This window comes from Limnospira fusiformis SAG 85.79 (assembly GCF_012516315.1).
GTDB lineage: Bacteria > Cyanobacteriota > Cyanobacteriia > Cyanobacteriales > Microcoleaceae > Limnospira > Limnospira fusiformis.
The window spans coordinates 5579451-5594859 of the sequence record NZ_CP051185.1 but is presented as its reverse complement, the minus strand read 5'-3'; the positions used below and the strand labels follow the sequence as shown (position 1 = coordinate 5594859).

The 15409-nt window shown below is 41.9% G+C and carries 16 protein-coding genes and 1 pseudogene; 6 read left to right on the top strand and 11 right to left on the bottom strand.

The window, feature by feature from the left end; all coding sequences use genetic code 11:
* Positions 1-36: 36 nt before the first annotated feature.
* Both HFV01_RS25995 and HFV01_RS25990 read left to right on the top strand, forming a co-directional pair.
* Positions 37-1104, top strand: coding sequence for an RNA-guided endonuclease InsQ/TnpB family protein (locus HFV01_RS25995; RefSeq protein WP_260378496.1), 1068 nt, complete (start codon positions 37-39; stop codon positions 1102-1104).
* Positions 1105-1239: 135 nt separating this feature from the next.
* Positions 1240-1590, top strand: coding sequence for an STAS domain-containing protein (locus HFV01_RS25990; protein WP_006668629.1), 351 nt, complete (start codon positions 1240-1242; stop codon positions 1588-1590).
* Positions 1591-1767: 177 nt separating this feature from the next.
* Here HFV01_RS25990 and HFV01_RS25985 read toward each other — a convergent pair whose 3' ends face one another.
* Positions 1768-2904 carry a PP2C family protein-serine/threonine phosphatase gene (locus HFV01_RS25985; RefSeq protein ID WP_008051781.1) on the bottom strand — a complete coding sequence of 379 codons (1137 nt, stop codon included), beginning with the start codon at positions 2902-2904 and terminating at the stop codon, positions 1768-1770.
* 83 nt (positions 2905-2987) lie between these two features.
* Between HFV01_RS25985 and HFV01_RS25980 the strand changes: the two genes are divergently transcribed.
* Positions 2988-3536 (top strand): ATP-binding protein, encoded by a 549-nt coding sequence (locus HFV01_RS25980; RefSeq protein ID WP_006622141.1) that lies wholly within the window; start codon positions 2988-2990, stop codon positions 3534-3536.
* On the opposite strand, the gene HFV01_RS25975 is transcribed toward HFV01_RS25980, so the two are convergent.
* On the bottom strand, positions 3514-4290 hold the full coding sequence (locus HFV01_RS25975; protein ID WP_006622140.1) for a DUF1350 family protein: 777 nt from the start codon (positions 4288-4290) through the stop codon (positions 3514-3516). The genes HFV01_RS25980 and HFV01_RS25975 overlap by 23 nt on opposite strands.
* A gap of 146 nt (positions 4291-4436) precedes the next feature.
* Here HFV01_RS25975 and polA point away from each other — a divergent pair, with 146 nt between their 5' ends.
* Positions 4437-7319 (top strand): DNA polymerase I, encoded by a 2883-nt coding sequence (polA, locus tag HFV01_RS25970; protein WP_046321847.1) that lies wholly within the window; start codon positions 4437-4439, stop codon positions 7317-7319.
* Here the strand turns inward: polA and HFV01_RS25965 are convergent.
* Complete coding sequence (locus HFV01_RS25965) at positions 7231-7767, bottom strand: hypothetical protein (RefSeq protein ID WP_006668631.1); 537 nt, start codon at positions 7765-7767, stop codon at positions 7231-7233. The two genes, polA and HFV01_RS25965, sit on opposite strands and share 89 nt — an antisense overlap.
* 2 nt (positions 7768-7769) lie before the next feature.
* Between HFV01_RS25965 and HFV01_RS25960 the strand changes: the two genes are divergently transcribed.
* Positions 7770-8646, top strand: a protein-coding gene (locus tag HFV01_RS25960) for an IS630-like element ISAtsp1 family transposase (protein ID WP_318285974.1) whose coding sequence is annotated in 2 segments (ribosomal slippage) — positions 7770-8582 and positions 8584-8646 — 876 coding nt in all. Because the reading frame shifts where the segments join, the coding sequence is not laid out codon by codon here.
* A 150-nt stretch (positions 8647-8796) separates the two neighbouring features.
* Positions 8797-10200 (top strand): site-specific integrase, encoded by a 1404-nt coding sequence (locus HFV01_RS25955; protein WP_006622136.1) that lies wholly within the window; start codon positions 8797-8799, stop codon positions 10198-10200.
* 1117 nt (positions 10201-11317) lie between these two features.
* On the opposite strand, the gene HFV01_RS32250 is transcribed toward HFV01_RS25955, so the two are convergent.
* The 8 genes and pseudogenes from HFV01_RS32250 to HFV01_RS25915 all read right to left on the bottom strand — a co-directional run bounded on the left by HFV01_RS32250 (position 11318) and on the right by HFV01_RS25915 (position 15353).
* Complete coding sequence (locus tag HFV01_RS32250; RefSeq protein ID WP_006622135.1) at positions 11318-11647, bottom strand: hypothetical protein; 330 nt, start codon at positions 11645-11647, stop codon at positions 11318-11320.
* Positions 11640-11911, bottom strand: a pseudogene (locus tag HFV01_RS32245) (hypothetical protein). The gene HFV01_RS32250 and the pseudogene HFV01_RS32245 overlap by 8 nt, the downstream one beginning before the upstream one ends.
* Positions 11912-11973: 62 nt before the next feature.
* Positions 11974-12183 (bottom strand): hypothetical protein, encoded by a 210-nt coding sequence (locus HFV01_RS25940; protein ID WP_006670878.1) that lies wholly within the window; start codon positions 12181-12183, stop codon positions 11974-11976.
* 34 nt (positions 12184-12217) lie between these two features.
* Complete coding sequence (locus tag HFV01_RS25935) at positions 12218-13417, bottom strand: P-loop NTPase family protein (RefSeq protein ID WP_035759578.1); 1200 nt, start codon at positions 13415-13417, stop codon at positions 12218-12220.
* A gap of 77 nt (positions 13418-13494) precedes the next feature.
* Entirely contained in the window at positions 13495-14229 is a 735-nt protein-coding gene (locus tag HFV01_RS25930; protein WP_193520518.1) for a hypothetical protein, read from the bottom strand.
* A 2-nt stretch (positions 14230-14231) separates the two neighbouring features.
* On the bottom strand, positions 14232-14609 hold the full coding sequence (locus HFV01_RS25925) for a hypothetical protein (RefSeq protein ID WP_006622127.1): 378 nt from the start codon (positions 14607-14609) through the stop codon (positions 14232-14234).
* A complete protein-coding gene (locus tag HFV01_RS25920) occupies positions 14606-15019 on the bottom strand; it encodes a DUF1064 domain-containing protein (RefSeq protein ID WP_193520517.1) in 414 nt (137 codons plus the stop codon). Before HFV01_RS25920 ends, HFV01_RS25925 begins: the two co-directional genes overlap by 4 nt.
* Entirely contained in the window at positions 15009-15353 is a 345-nt protein-coding gene (locus HFV01_RS25915) for a hypothetical protein (protein WP_193520516.1), read from the bottom strand. Before HFV01_RS25915 ends, HFV01_RS25920 begins: the two co-directional genes overlap by 11 nt.
* Between the last annotated feature and the right edge of the window lie 56 nt (positions 15354-15409).

Here is a 15409-nt window from a genome sequence, read left to right as displayed (position 1 = left end):
CCCAGCCCCGAGCTAAATCAAGTCTGGCGCAAATGGTTGGCCGCTTGTCGGTATTGCTACAACCAAGCAATTGCATTATCTAGGAGTGGTAAACGACTAAGCAAACTGAAATTACGCAACGAAGTGATGCAGAGCGACTTGCCTGCATGGGTCAAAGAAACACCCGGCCATATTCGGCAGAATGCTATCTTTGATGCCTATCTCGCCTTTTCAGCCAGTCCTGGCGCAAGGTTTAGGAGCTGTCGGGATAGTTCTCAAGCGATTAAGTTCAATAATACTAATTTCTCTTCAGGGAGTTGGTATCCAAGACTAACGAAAGGATTAACTTTCATGGTTTCCGAACCCATCCCTAAAACTTGCGGGCAAGGGACTCAGTTGGTGTTTACCAAAGGTCGATGGTTGGCGATTTTCCCTGAACCAGTTGCCGTTACCCCAACTGAAGCGAATGGCGTAATTGCATTAGACCCGGGTGTGCGAACTTTTATGACCGGGTTTGATGGCTCTCGGTTTCTGGAATTGGGCTCCGGAGATATAGGACGCATCACTCGGTTATGTCAACATTTGGATGATTTGATGAGCCGAATCGCCAAGGAACCCTGTCGTTCAAGGAGGCGACGGATGAGGCAAGCGGCTCAACGAATGAGAACCAAAATCCGCAATCTAGTTGATGAAGCCCACAAACAAATTGCTCACTACTTGACTCACAACTACAGCCTAATTTTTCTGCCGACCTTCGAGACTTCCAACATGGTTGCCAAAGCCAAGCGGAAAATCAAATCCAAGACTGCCCGCGCCATGCTGACATGGGCGCATTATCGATTCAAACTAACCCTGAGACATCAAGCCGAGATAACTGGAACCACAGTTGTAGATGTGACGGAAGAATACACCAGCAAAACCTGTACTCACTGTGGTCATGTCCATTCCCAGCTAGGTGGCTCAAAAGTGTTCCGATGTCTGGAGTGTGGGTTCACTCTACCCAGGGACTGGAACGGTGCTTTTGGAATCTTTCTAAAAGCTTTGCGGGATACCGCCTCTGTTACCTTAACGGGTAATAGTGCTATCGTCGCATTGTCAGGCAATAGCCGGATAAATGTCGCGTAAATGTATCAGATGTGAAATTCTGTCTCTGAGAGCCTTAATTGGGCTGTAAGCCTCTATAATTGTTGTTTGGGTAGGAGAGTTTGGCTTGAGGACGCATTCACAGGCTATACTAGCGGAATATGGCGAGTCATTTCTATGCTTCAATCTCAAAAGAATATGAGTTCTGATGTTCAAATCCTACAGCCCCAAGGTATTTTAGACGGTACTAAAGCTAGCCAATTCCGTCAGGATATTTCTAGGTTAGTTGAAAAGGGAGCTAAAACCATCTTGATTGATTTTCAGGATGTCACATTTATGGATAGCTCTGGTCTGGGGGCTCTGGTACTGGCTCTGAAAACGGTTCGAGCGGCAGATAGTAAATTGGTAATTTGTTCGATTAATGAACAGATTAGAATTCTGTTTGAACTAACCAGTATGGATCGAGTGTTTCAACCAATTTTTGAAAATCGACAGGAGTTTGAGAAAAAACAAAGTTACCTCGGCTAGTTATGCCAATCATCCTCTGAATTTTTAATCGGGGTTTTGGGAAATAAAAAACTGGTTTTGGGATAGATATTTGGGTCTGTGTAATTGATGTTGATATTATGCAGGCTCAACGGTTTTTATCAAAATTTATAACCATCAAAATATGATATTTTTTCATGCCAAATAATCACATATTTTTTAGGGTAAACTAACTTTTATAAGGGAGAAATCATCCTCAAAGGGATGGTCAAAATTGATGGTTTTGACGGCTTCTAAGATGTTATTTAAACTCCCGGATTGAAAGTTATTGTTTCTCATTAAAAGTTTAATAAAGGCATCCATTCCCCAAATATTACCACCGGGTTGATGAATTTCATAGACTCCATCACTAAAAATATAAAGGTTGCTGTTTTTTTCGACGTGACAAGAAGCGTCAATATAGGCAGCTTCTAGGAACATACCTACAGGCATTCCGGGGGTTTTTAATTGTTGAAATTGTAGATTATTGGGGTTTTTTCCAGATAGTAGAATGGCGGGAGGATGCCCAGCGCTAGAGTAAGTTAATTGTCGGGAAATGCGGTTATAAACGCCATACCAAATGGTGAAATATTTATCATTTTGATAGGTCATTTGGAAGGTAGTATTAAGCGATCGCAATACGTCACTAGGCTGATAATAGTTAATATTAGGGATAGCACGGGATCGCAATAAATTCAACACGGAAACCGAGGGCAATGCCGCCCTAAGTCCATGACCAGAAGTATCTAATAAATAGATAGATAAATGGTCGGCATCGAGCCAACAATAATCAAAACAGTCTCCCCCCAATTGCCGAGAGGGGATAAATTTTGCCTCAATACGCACAGGTTCTTCCAGGGGTTCAGGAAGTAGCGATCGCACATATTCGGCGGCTTCGGATAACTCAGTTTCCAATAACTGTTTTTGAGTTTGTAAATCTTGGCTAAGTTGATGAAGTCGCAGACCGGCTCTCACCCTAGCATATAACTCATTCATCTCAATAGGTTTAGACAGAAAATCATCAGCCCCGGCATCTAAACCCTTAACGCGATCATCAACAGCGGTCAGAGAAGTAAGTAAAAAAAACTGAGTAGTTGATAATTCCGGCATAGCCTTAACTTGTCGGCATACTTCAATTCCGGTCAGCCGAGGCATAATCCAATCACAAATCATCAAAGCCGGACGCAATTCTTTAGCCTTTTCTATGCCTTCCTCGCCATTACTAGCTACCACCACATCATAACCCTGCTTTTTGAGTGTTCTTTTGAGCAGTTCTCGAATTATGGTATCATCATCAATCACTAAAATTTTAAACATGGGCGCTGAGTTTAAACAATTAGAGGGACGGTCAAGCAAAGTTATCATTAACCATTAGGATCACCCAGAGCATCTCACCGGGGATGGCTATATTAGATGACAATGAACTAATCCTATACAGAACATTCAAGATAGAGTATAGTCTAATTACAAGATGGCTCGACGATCGCACCTATCGAAAAGTGATTAAATCTGAAGGTTCCCAACCTATCCCTTCTACATTCTGCCTGCAAACGGAAACCAGTTTGGATATGTTGGCAGATGTTTTAACATGGTTTGGCAAATTACAGCCACCATCAATTCCTAAGTCAGTCTGGCTGCGCTGTCAACTGGCATTAGCAGAAGGATTTACCAATGCTGTGCGACACGCGCACAAGGGACTGGCTGTAGATGTTCCTATTGAGATCGAGGTCAGTCTGTTTAACAATAGTATTGAAATCTGCATTTTTGATCACGGTCAACCGTTTGATTTAGATAAAAAACTGCTAGAGATGTCATCGAAAACCCATCAAGGTTCACCGGGAGGGCGGGGGTTGATGCTAATGCGAGATATTGCGGACAAGTTTAGTTATCGGCGGTGTGATCCTCACAGAAACTCTTTAGTGATCATCAAATATTTTTCACCGGACTGAGAGGGTTAAGCCATTGTAGGACTTCCCGTCTAAGTTGGTATAGGTCTTTATAGACTTCGTGTTTAAACCATTGTCCGATCGCGTCTAGGGGGCTAAATGATTCTCCTCGTGGCCAACTGATATCCTGGGCTAGGGGGGTCTGATGATCGCCTCGCAACTGCTGAAGTGTCACCAGTCCAGGAAATCTGTGGTTGAGAATTTGATAGAGTCCGCTACTTTGGTCGATGTTATCTTTACTGAATTGGATCAACAGGTTACGCCGGACTTGATAGCGATCGCCAACTAGGGAATTGGTCTGCTGTGGGGTCGGGGTAAATTCCACATCAATCACGGATGATAACTGTTCTACCAAAGGAATTGACTGTCGGGCGGTATAGTTATTAAAAGAGATCAAAATATTTCCCGCCCTTTCGACTTCAAACAAGGACCCGATCAGTAGATGCAGCTTGCACCCCATACTATGACCAATGCCATAAATTGGCAACCCCCGCCGCCGCAGTTTCTGGGCTGCAAATAGGTCTTCTAAGCCGTCCTCAAAGGTCCATAATACCTCACGCGCCATATTTCCATGATCAAGGGTATTAATAAATGGTGTAGCGATGATGGCATATCCCTGCAACCCTAGTTGTTCTAATAACCAACGATAGGTGATATGGGGGGCTGATGCTACAAACGCCCCACCGAGAAAATGTACGATCGCTTTGGGTTTTGGGGGAATTAACACCCAATTATCGGAAAATTCCAGCCAGTCCATGAGTTACCTTTTCCTACCGCTGTCAATTATAATCAAATCTGGGGGTCTGGTTAATGGCGATTTCGGATTGACCCGTGTTTTTTTTGATTAACCCGCCCCTGGTATTATAAATATCTACCAAAATATTGTTACACAAAGGCTTGCCCGTGTCTTCTAACTCTCCGGTTTTAATCCTCATTGACGGCCATTCCTTGGCTTTTCGCGCTTACTATGCTTTCGGGAAAAGTCGCAGCGGGGGACTGCGAACTTCTACAGGAATTCCTACCAGTGTCTGTTTTGGCTTTCTTCAATCTCTACTGGAAGTTATCGACATCTATAAACCGGAATTAGTGGCGATCGCTTTTGACCGGGCTGAACCCACTTTTCGCCATGAAGCTGATGCTAACTATAAGGCGGATCGCGCCGAAACCCCGGCAGATTTTATTCAGGATATCAATAACCTCCAACAATTATTAGAAGCCTTCCGTATACCGATTTTTTCGGTGGCTGGCTACGAGGCTGATGATGTTTTGGGAACTTTGGCAAATCGGGGAAGCGCCGCCGGATATCAGGTCAAAATTTTATCTGGTGATCAAGACTTATTTCAACTAATTGATGAGCAAAAACAGATTACGGTTTTACATTTAAGCCATGGGAAGGGTAGCAGTCCCCAGGAATTTGCCGCCCCCCAGGTTTATGAAAAATTAAGTATTAAACCAGAACAGGTGGTTGATTATAAAGCACTGTGTGGCGATCAGTCTGATTGTATTCCGGGGGTCCGAGGGATTGGGGAAAAAACGGCGGTTAAATTATTGGCGGAATATGGTTCCTTAGATAGTATTTATGAATCAGTCAATCAAATCAAAGGGGCGATCGCCAATAAACTTAAACAGGGTCAAGAATTGGCTTATCATTCTCAAAACATGGCGACGATTATCTGTGATGTCCCCCTAGATATTAACTGGGAAGATTGCCAACTACAGGGGTTTGATAGCCAGGAAATTATCCCTTTACTACAGCAGTTAGAGTTTCAAGTATTTATTGATAAAATCCATCAGCTTCAATCCCAATTTAAGGGATTAGTTGATGTGGAGATTAACTCAAGTAATTCGGAAGTAAGCTATCCCACAGAGTTGGATAGTTCCGAGGATAGTTCCGAGAATAATGATGATGATGATTTGTGGTTTTTTAGTGCTGAGGATACCGCCTTAGAAACTAAAGCGATCGCCAATTCTATTCATCCTCAAATCATCCAAACTCCCGAAGCCTTAGCCCTATTAGTTAATCGCCTAAAAACCCATACTAACCCGGATAAACCAGTCGCCTGGGATACAGAAACTACATCCTTAGAACCGAGGGATGCGAACTTAGTAGGAATTGGCTGTTGTTGGGGTTCGGAATTATCCGACCTGGCTTATATTCCCCTAAATCATACCCAGGGGGAAATGTTAAATATAGAGGAAGTTTTGCCGGCTTTGCGTCCGATTTTAGAGTCGGAAAACTACCCGAAAACCTTGCAAAATGCCAAATTCGATCGCTTAATCTTACGGAGTCAAGGAATTACCTTAAAAGGGGTAGTTTTTGACACTATGTTAGCCAGTTATGTAATCAATCCTGAATCATCCCACAATTTGACAGATTTATCATTAAGATATTTACCGGATTTAGGAATAGTCGCCCAGAGTTATAGTCAGTTAGTCCCCAAAGGCAAAACTATTGCGGATTTAGATATTAACACCGTCGCCAATTACTGCGGCTTAGATGTTTTTACCACCTTTCAAATCACCCAAAAAATGCAGGATATCCTCAAAGATGTACCACCATTAAATGATTTATTGAGACAGGTAGAACAACCCCTAGAACCGATTTTAGCCGGGATGGAGTTTCAGGGGATTAGGATTGATACAGACTACCTTAATCAACTATCAAAGCAGTTAGGTGAGACCTTGGAAAGTCTCGAAAAAGCATCTCATCAAGCCGCCGGAGAAGTGTTTAACTTAGGGTCGCCCAAACAATTGAGTGAGTTGTTATTTGATCGGCTACAATTAGACCGTAAAAAAAGCCGGAAGACTAAAACCGGATATTCTACAGATGCGACGGTTTTAGAAAAGTTAAAACATGACCATCCCGTGATTAATTATATCCTGGAATATCGGACGTTATCCAAATTAAAATCTACCTATGTGGATGCTTTACCCGAGTTGGTGCGAAGTGATACGGGTCGCATTCATACAGACTTTAATCAGGCGATTACATCAACAGGTCGTCTGTCTTCTTCCCACCCGAATTTACAGAATATACCTATCCGCACGGAGTTTTCTCGCCAAATTAGAAAAGCATTTATTCCTGAGTCTGGCTGGCTGTTAGTGTCGGCGGATTATTCTCAAATTGAGTTACGGATTTTAGCGCATTTAAGCCAGGAAAAGATGTTAATAGAGGCTTATAATACTAATCAAGATGTACATAGTTTGACCGCTCAATTGCTGTTTGATAAGGATGAAATTACAGCGGATGAAAGGCGCTTAGGAAAGATTATAAATTTTGGGGTTATTTATGGTATGGGTTCCCAAAGATTTGCGCGGGAAGTGGGGGTAAGTGCTACGGCTGGCAAACAGTTTATTGATAGGTTTAACTCTCAATATCCGGGAGTGTTTGAGTATTTGGAATCGCAAAAGTTGGCGGCTATTAATCAGGGTTATGTGGAAACTATTTTAGGGAGGCGGCGCTATTTTGAAAGTTTAAAAGGACGCGATCGCGATCGCCTTAACTACCAAGATGAACAAATGTTACGCGCCGCCGCTAATGCACCTATTCAGGGTTCAAGTGCTGATATTATTAAAATAGCGATGATTAAACTGGCTGAAATTCTCAAAAACTACCAAGCCAGACTATTATTACAAGTTCACGATGAACTGGTCTTTGAGGTTCCCTTATCAGAATGGGAGGAACTCCAACATCAAATTAAATCCACCATGGAAAATTGTCTATTTTTATCAGTTCCGTTGGTGGTAGATATTCACGCCGGGACAAATTGGATGGAAGCCAAATAATGGAGAATTGACAATTCTGGAAATTCTCTAATGTAGCTTGCATTAGTGCTTGAGTTTGACCGGAAACGGTAAATAATAGGGCTTCCCGATAAACCCGCGAGGCGGGATGATCAATTAAATTAGCCGCGCCGCTGGATACTGTCACCGCAGCATGGGCGCATTTTACGGCTAAAGCGATCGCCTTTCCTCGTAACTGTACCTGTTCAGAAAAGCTATAATTCCCGTCGGTAATTGCTGCCAATATTTCCCCCCGACAGCCTCCCAACTCTTCTGTGAGGGACTCCAGCGCCGACTCAATAAAAGCAAATTGTTTTTGCTCAAAAACCCTCTCAACAATGTCTAAACCCGCCCTAGCGCATCCCAGAGCGAAAAAACTGGGCTGTAATATAGAACAAGACAGAACACTTAGGACGTATAATGGAGAGGACGAGATGACTAAGAAGACCAAAAATGCCAGCCCCCTATAGTTACGACCTCAGACAAAAAGTTATTGATGCCATTGAACTAGACGGTATGCCCAAAACAGAAGCCAGTCAAGTTTTCCATGTCAGCCGGAACACCATTAATCTCTGGCTGCAAAGAAAAGCACAGACCGGAGACTTCCTCCCTAAACCTCATCACCGACCTGGCAATAACCACAAAATTACCGACTGGCAAAAATTCAAGGCTTTTGCCCAAGAGCATGGCGACAAAACAGCAGCTCAAATGGCTGAACTTTGGGATGACGACATCTCTCCTCGCACCATATCCAGAGCCTTGAAGAAAATTGGCTTCACCAGAAAAAAAACTTACGGCTACCAAGAACGTGATGAGCAACAGCGAGAGGAGTTTATGGCTCAGATTGAACAGATGGAGCCGGAAGAAGTGGTCTACCTCGATGAAGCCGGCATGAATAGTCAGGACTCGGATTACCCTTATGGTTACTGCGAGGAAGGAAAACGCTTCCATGCACTCAAATCAGGGAAGAGGCAGGGCAGGGTAAGCTATATAGCCGCATGGTGTCATCAACAACTCTTAGCTCCCTTTAGCTTTGAGGGTTGTTGTAATCGGACAGTGTTTGAGTTGTGGTTGGAGTTCATCTTAATTCCAACATTGAAGCCAGGTCAGACTCTAGTATTGGACAATGCAACGTTTCATAAAGGGGGACGGATTGCTGAACTGGTGGAGGCAGCTCAATGCCGTTTACTCTATCTTCCGCCTTATTCGCCAGACCTCAACAAGATAGAGAAATGTTGGTCGTGGCTGAAAGCCCGTATTCGCCACTGCACGTGAGCAGTTTGATTCTCTCCATGATGCCATGGATTCCGTTCTCAAAGCTGCGTCCTAACCACCTTGACTAATGCTATACCTTCTTTAGATCATTCTCGTGTATCCACCCCACAGGCTGTATAGACACCGGTTAGAACGGCTATAACCCCTATTGTACCGTCACTTTAATGCACTCAATGCCGATCGCACATTCAGGAGTTAGTGTAAAATGAGTGCAAGTACAAACAGTACACATAGTGGTACATATCAAGGCTTTGAAGATATTCTTGAGTTTTTCAACCTATCCCGCAAACAATGTCCCAAAGGTGTCAGGATTAAGCGTAACCGGGGGACAATTCAGCTAGACATCACTACTGACCCGGAGACGGGAGGGCGTAAGCAGCGAGGATGTAATTGTCAGTTCACTTCTGAGGGTATCCGTAAGGCCGTTGATAAGGCCTGGTTAGTTCATAAATCCCTTGACGGACAATTTCAGTCGGTGTCTGAATGGCTGGACTGGTACAAGGCTACTATCCTTGATGAAAACAAAACCCCTTTGGAAAACGACTTAATCACCTATCGCCAAGTGTTTAAAGAGATGGAAGATGATTACTTTAATGGGGTACACAAGAACACTAAACGGAAACGTTCCCGCAATATAGTTAGTGACCAAAGTTCATTCAATTGTTGCTTTTTAGATGTATTTAACAAAGTGACAGATTGGGATGCTTCCGTCACCTGGGAGGGTATCAAGGAAGCGCTATATAGCCCGTTAAAGAATGGTGATAGTCCGGTAGGTAGTAAAACCTTTAAGGATAGATACTACCGACTAAAACAAGTGGCGGAACGTGCTGGTTGTAAAAAAGCACTAGAGAAACTAGAAAAAATTGACTCAACTCAGACGGTGTTTATGAAATTTCAAAGTGTAGATTTGGATACCCTACTAAACCTACTAGACAAGGAACGCAACACTGATTATCGTACCGTTACAGACAATAATGCGCGTGATGGTTGGTGCTGGGTATCGGCAATGTGTGCTTTATATGGATTGAGACCATCAGAGATTGCAGCAGGACAAAACTTAACCAAGGATATCACGGTTGACGGCATAACGTTCCCCGCAATAAGTGACTCCAATAACATTGAGTTAGTGTTAGTGATTGGTGAGTTTACTTACTTTGGGGCAAGCACTAAAACAGGTCAACGGTTAGCTATCCCAATGTCAAAAGACAATGCTTTGATTGACCGTCTTGGGATTCATAACGTTTGTTTGCCTATTACAACATCTAAAGACCCTAATAGTTTTAACAATAACCATAGGTTATGGCTTAAAAATCACAATTGGGGATTTACCCAAGCCTACGCTTTCCGACATCTTGGAAATCAACTGGGAGAGATGAACGGGATACCACAGGAAATTAGGGCACGCTCATTTGGTCACAGTGTGGCAATTAATGACAGCAAGTACAAAAAACGCCGCAACCTTGCCACAGAGCTAGGTATCCTGACACGACATCAAAAACAACCATTGCCACTAGAGATGGGGAAACAAATCCTGATTAATATTGGCATTAATCCAGACCTACCAGAGGTTAAGGCAATTATCAGAGCTCTTTACCAGCTTGATGATTAATCCCCAATAAACCCACAACACAATACCCTCTAGGCTAAATACCTAGGGGGTTTCATTTTACACTAACTCCTGAATGTGCGATCGCTTTTGAGTGCATTAGAGTGACGGTAGAATAGGAGTTATAGCCTTTAAACCAGGTTCAAATCCCGCCAGAGCCATTTTACTTAAACCCTTATTCTAGCCGGGATAACCGGGAAACACTTAACCCGATAGTCGTACCGTTACACTTAATATGCACTCCATTCAGTCTTAGCACACGGGACGATTAGTGCATATCTCTTAGCAACAAAACTTAATTATTGACGGGTTAATCAATAAGCACAACTTAATCAATCTGTCAAATAGCTACATCACCCCCCAACCAGACACCGATAGGTTAACTCCCTTGTGATACCCGTCAATGGCAAGCCTATCGGTTCGTACCTCACCATTGACTGCTATCACGTCGGTCGTTTCCCCAAAGAGTGTTTGTTCCGGTTGGGGGGAGGATATGTTTCAAAATCAACCACGATAGCCGTAGGTAGCCGTAGGGGGGAACCCGCTAGGGAATCAACGTACAAAGATATCAGACCGCCTTTCCGTGGACTAGACCTATAGGGGAAACTATGTGCGATCGCCGTAGTGATTGTCTATGGGGTCAAACCATGATTATTACTGGGGGGATTCTTGGGAGTGCGATCGCAAAATCTAAATCATCTCCTACCGGATCCAACCCGATACCCCTAAACAACTTTTCAACTGGTGACAATTACCGAGATGGGAATCGATACCCACATAATCCTTAGCAAGTCTCTAGTCTTTGGTGGTAATCACCCCGTGCGGAAACCGATACCAACATAATCAGTTCACCCCCAAAATCTTAGCCGTAGGTTGTAGGTAAAGCTATCTGTTGGGGGTAACTTAGTTCTGGGTAATATCTGGACATGATAGGGTAGGCATTCATATAAATCATTTACACTCCTGTACTGCAGGAGTGTAACGGGGTAGGCTCAATGATTTTTTAACATTCTACACTCCTGTAATACAGGAGTGTATTCAAAAAATACATAGACACCCCCTACAGTCAGAAACCATAGGGGGTCATTAAGTTATTGGGGTAGCTGTTAGGCGTTAGGGCTTACGCCAACTTGGGGTTGCACCGATAAAACATAGCTATAGCAGCCTGTTGAATCTTCTCATTGGTAGTCTGGTCAGATTTTCCGATATAGATATGGTGGTTGATTTTACCGTCCCAACCTTTCAGATTCCAGTATGCAAAGCCATTGATTGACGTTTTTTTGCAAGCTGTAAACCTTTTGCCGTTTAACTCAACCGAAAATGACTTGTTTTTTCTCAGGTAGTTAAACCACTCAGGCGTATCTAGTTCTACACAAGTTCCACCATAACCCAGCAGAAAATTGCTGAAATTTCCAGTATGTAGGCTGATTACTGGCAATAACTTAGGCATTGAAGTCACCCCCATAAAGATATCGCTACTGTAACCATTGCCACTAAAGTCGGGCATAAATGATGCTGGCTGAATAACTGTCTCTTGAGACGATACCCACTTTTCTTGTACCGCCATAAAATCAACAGCGGCGTTATGGGCGATTTCGGCTAATTTCACCCTGGTATCTTGGTTAGCGTAGGGGATATCTCGTGACATCATTTGGGCGTAAATATCACGTGCTAATTCCGCGACAACCATCAACCTTGCTTGTTCTTCGTTCATGATATGGTTTTATCCTCTTAGTGTGTTGTTTGCCGTAGTTTACCGTCATTGCGGACGAATATTTATTGAACTTTATCCATTAAGTGTTTCGTGTAATTCAGCTCCTTAATCAGCAATTGCTTTTTAAGTTCAGTAATGGTTAATTCTGTTTCACAGTCGTCTAGTATTGACTTTAATGTTGCCAAACCCTCTTCTTTGTTGCTGTTGTAAACTAGACTATCTACCATAGTCTTAAACTTTACAAACATTTGATTATTGATATCTGTCATCATTTTTGTTCTCCTAGGTCAATGAACTAATTGGAAGTTAAATGATTTGCTTCCACAGGTTTTTACCGTTAACATTCATCATGTTATAACCTCTGTTTTTCATTAAATTGGTTAATTCATTTACAGTAACCCGTGAATCTAAATAACCATCATTTTTAGCGGTTTCTATGGCTATTTTTAGCATTTTAGGGTCAATATCTGTCACCGCTTCAATTAACTCAGGACAACCTGCCTTTATCGCTTGCTCATTTTGTTTAGTTTTATTCTCAATACTTTGAGTGATAAAGCTATCTAAAAATTGTTCTGTACCGCTAGATACTGTAAATATTTTATCTTCTGCTAACTCCCAGTAATGGTTAAATACTTTGATTGAATTATCCATTGATGATTTATATATCATTGAATGTGTAGCGATTACATCAATGGATAATCTGTAGTTAGCTATATCTTGTTTCCTTTTTTGTAGTCCTCTTTTGGTTTGAGCATAATTAGTGCAATTATTCATATCTCTCCAAAACATTTCTAAGCGAGATGATATCTTACCAAGATTTATATCCTCAATATCCGAAAGTTCTGACAATTCAAATTGATTACCTGCATATTCTTCACTTGTCATTGATTGTCGTTTTTTAAACCACATAGGAAACATACGGCGTTTTAATTCATTAAGTTCCCAAAACGTCCATAAAGGATGTATTGAATTAATTACTTTTAAAGCGAAAGCATTAAAAATCATGTTTTGACCGGGTGTTTGACTACTAATTGTTATTCGGCTATTTTTCCTGTTGAAGACTTTAAACAGTGAAAGCATATTTTCATTTTCAATTAATAAATTGGGGGTGATATCTTCCCAGACCAATAAAAAATTACGTTCAAACTCACTCCGTAATGGGTCGTAATATCTTTCTTGTTGTATCTTGTTTCTCAGTGATGCAAATGTACTGTTAGCTAACACTGTGTCGGCGTTATATAGTGAAGCCGCAATAGTAGCTATCTGGCTTTTACCCGTTCCACTAGACCCCCAAAGAAACAGGCACCCAGCGGTTGACATTAGCGTGACAGGTGAGCAAATAAAGCTAGTAATAATTGGGAATTGAACATCCGGATAGGGTAGGATAGCACAAGCTCTACATATTGACTCTATTTGTTCACCCAATGCACCATCAACGATTATTTCCTCTAATTCATCTGCCAATGAGTCGCGTATTAGCCTATAATCTAAATAGTCCTCAGACATGGTAGTGGCCTCTCAATATGTTGGCTTGCTGTATGGTAGTCATTCCCCCCCAATATTGGGGGGAATTTTTGTGGTAATTAGCTAAGTTTCATTAACTCAAGTAACGCGATTAGGGTATCAGCGTCCAATTTTTTAACCTTGCTGTATAGGCTATCAAAATCAGGCTCACAATCAAGAATTTTTGCTGTAGACTCAACCCGTTCTTCCCAGGTTTTATATTTAGCCTTACCGCCAAAACTACCATTTTTTTTGCCAGACTTTAACTCAACAAAATCAATGGCTTCTTGTACAGTGTATCCGGCAACAGTGGATTCAAAGGTATCTAATCCTGTGCTGTATTCGAGGATAAATCGTGCTAAATCATGCTTATTCTTGGCTGATTCAAAATCATTTGAATTCTCACTATTTACCTCAAGGAGTCGCTCGGCTACCCGTGTGGCTGATTGTCCTAGATTTACAGTTCCCGTGAACATCATTTTACCGTTTGTCAGCATAGCGTCACTTTCGACTAAATGCAGTAACGCTAATTCAACCGAAGTAGGCTTGTATTCCCGTTTTTTCCCTTGATATTCACTAGAGTACTCAGCAATACAAAAGCGTACTGCGATTAATTGCTCTTCAAATTTCCACGACCTATCATTGAAGTTCTGGAAATCACCACTTAATCCATAGCCAATAAGCCACAGGTGAGGCGATTGTACAACAAACATAGCGCTAGTGATTTCCAAATATATTCCAGATTCTCCCGGTTTAACCGCGCTACAGAATGCGAATTTATCGTCATCTTTTTTACCGTAATATCCAATACTCATGATTACTCTTCCTCAGTTAATTGTTGATTGTTGATTGTGTTAGGTGATTCGATTCTGGCTGCAATTTGGCGACAAGCAGCCCAAAACAGTGGATTGCCAGATAAATAGACTCGAAGTCTTGACTCCTTAACAAGTTTAACTAAGTGAGTTTGCTTGATAAGTCTAATAATTGCAGAGCCTTGATAATCACCACGTGGTCTGTAACTACCCATTACCTGATAGGTAATATTCTTTACTTCAGGTGTTTTGTGTTCCTCAATATGTGTCAGAATTTGATAAGCCACAATGATTGCAGTTTTATCAAATTCATGCGGATTGTAGTGAGTTTGCACAAGTTCACCATTGAGGCTAAATATGCCTTTATAGTGTAGATTTCTCACGGTTGATGTTCTCCTGTTAACTTAAATTCTTGTGCTTTCAGATGTCGCTGGAACTCATCGATATTCATTAAATAAATACCTTGCCAGCGATAAGACCTGTTCCGAGTGACAAACCAAATATCTTCAATCATTCCGGGATTAAGGTAATGAAGCAATTGCATCTTGAGTTTAAAATCAGGTGTTAGCGCTCCCTTTACTTCGATGTATTGGTTGAAAACTGGACTATAAAAGTCAGGTTTCCAAGCAATTGGTCGCCAAGGTTTCTTACCATCAACCAAAGTTAATCGGGGGTGTATTGATAGGTTGTCATCATACTTTTTGAGTAGGTGATAAACCTTGCTCTCTAATGTTGACCCAAAGTAATGCCCGTCGTAGTATTGTCCTTTGGCATGATACTTGTTAATCATCATTTATCTCCCCAAAATAAGTTTCATTATCTGGCTCTCTATCTCCACCAGATTCAGCTTGATAAATCCTCCATTCCGCTCGATAATATTCGAGTGCCTCGTTGAGAATTTCCTCAATTTTATCTGGGTGTAATGGAATTAATTTTTTAATCATTTCTCCCAGACAATAAGCCAGAAATTCTTTATCAAACTTAACGGCTGTTAATTGCCATTGAAGTCGTCCTCTTCCTGCATAGTTAGGAACCTTTATAGCAAACGACGTTCCCACATACATCAACGGGTCAAGTTTAATATTCCTGAGATTTAACCGCACTTCTTTCCAGTGCTTTGATATCATGGTGATAGTCCTCGATGTTTGGTGTATTGGCTACCTTTTCACGGGTAGCCTTTTTT

What these genes read in the sequence shown, in the direction of transcription:
- HFV01_RS25930 (WP_193520518.1), bottom strand. Translation starts at nt 14,229, where the DNA reads ATGAGTATTGGATATTACGGTAAAAAAGATGACGATAAATTCGCATTC.
- HFV01_RS32250 (WP_006622135.1), bottom strand. Translation starts at nt 11,647, where the DNA reads ATGCCTAAGTTATTGCCAGTAATCAGCCTACATACTGGAAATTTCAGC.
- HFV01_RS25940 (WP_006670878.1), bottom strand. Translation starts at nt 12,183, where the DNA reads ATGATGACAGATATCAATAATCAAATGTTTGTAAAGTTTAAGACTATG.
- HFV01_RS25975 (WP_006622140.1), bottom strand. Translation starts at nt 4,290, where the DNA reads ATGGACTGGCTGGAATTTTCCGATAATTGGGTGTTAATTCCCCCAAAA.
- HFV01_RS25985 (WP_008051781.1), bottom strand. Translation starts at nt 2,904, where the DNA reads ATGTTTAAAATTTTAGTGATTGATGATGATACCATAATTCGAGAACTG.
- HFV01_RS25955 (WP_006622136.1), top strand. Translation starts at nt 8,797, where the DNA reads ATGAGTGCAAGTACAAACAGTACACATAGTGGTACATATCAAGGCTTT.
- HFV01_RS25935 (WP_035759578.1), bottom strand. Translation starts at nt 13,417, where the DNA reads ATGTCTGAGGACTATTTAGATTATAGGCTAATACGCGACTCATTGGCA.
- HFV01_RS25980 (WP_006622141.1), top strand. Translation starts at nt 2,988, where the DNA reads ATGGCTATATTAGATGACAATGAACTAATCCTATACAGAACATTCAAG.
- HFV01_RS25920 (WP_193520517.1), bottom strand. Translation starts at nt 15,019, where the DNA reads ATGATGATTAACAAGTATCATGCCAAAGGACAATACTACGACGGGCAT.
- HFV01_RS25915 (WP_193520516.1), bottom strand. Translation starts at nt 15,353, where the DNA reads ATGATATCAAAGCACTGGAAAGAAGTGCGGTTAAATCTCAGGAATATT.
- HFV01_RS25990 (WP_006668629.1), top strand. Translation starts at nt 1,240, where the DNA reads ATGCTTCAATCTCAAAAGAATATGAGTTCTGATGTTCAAATCCTACAG.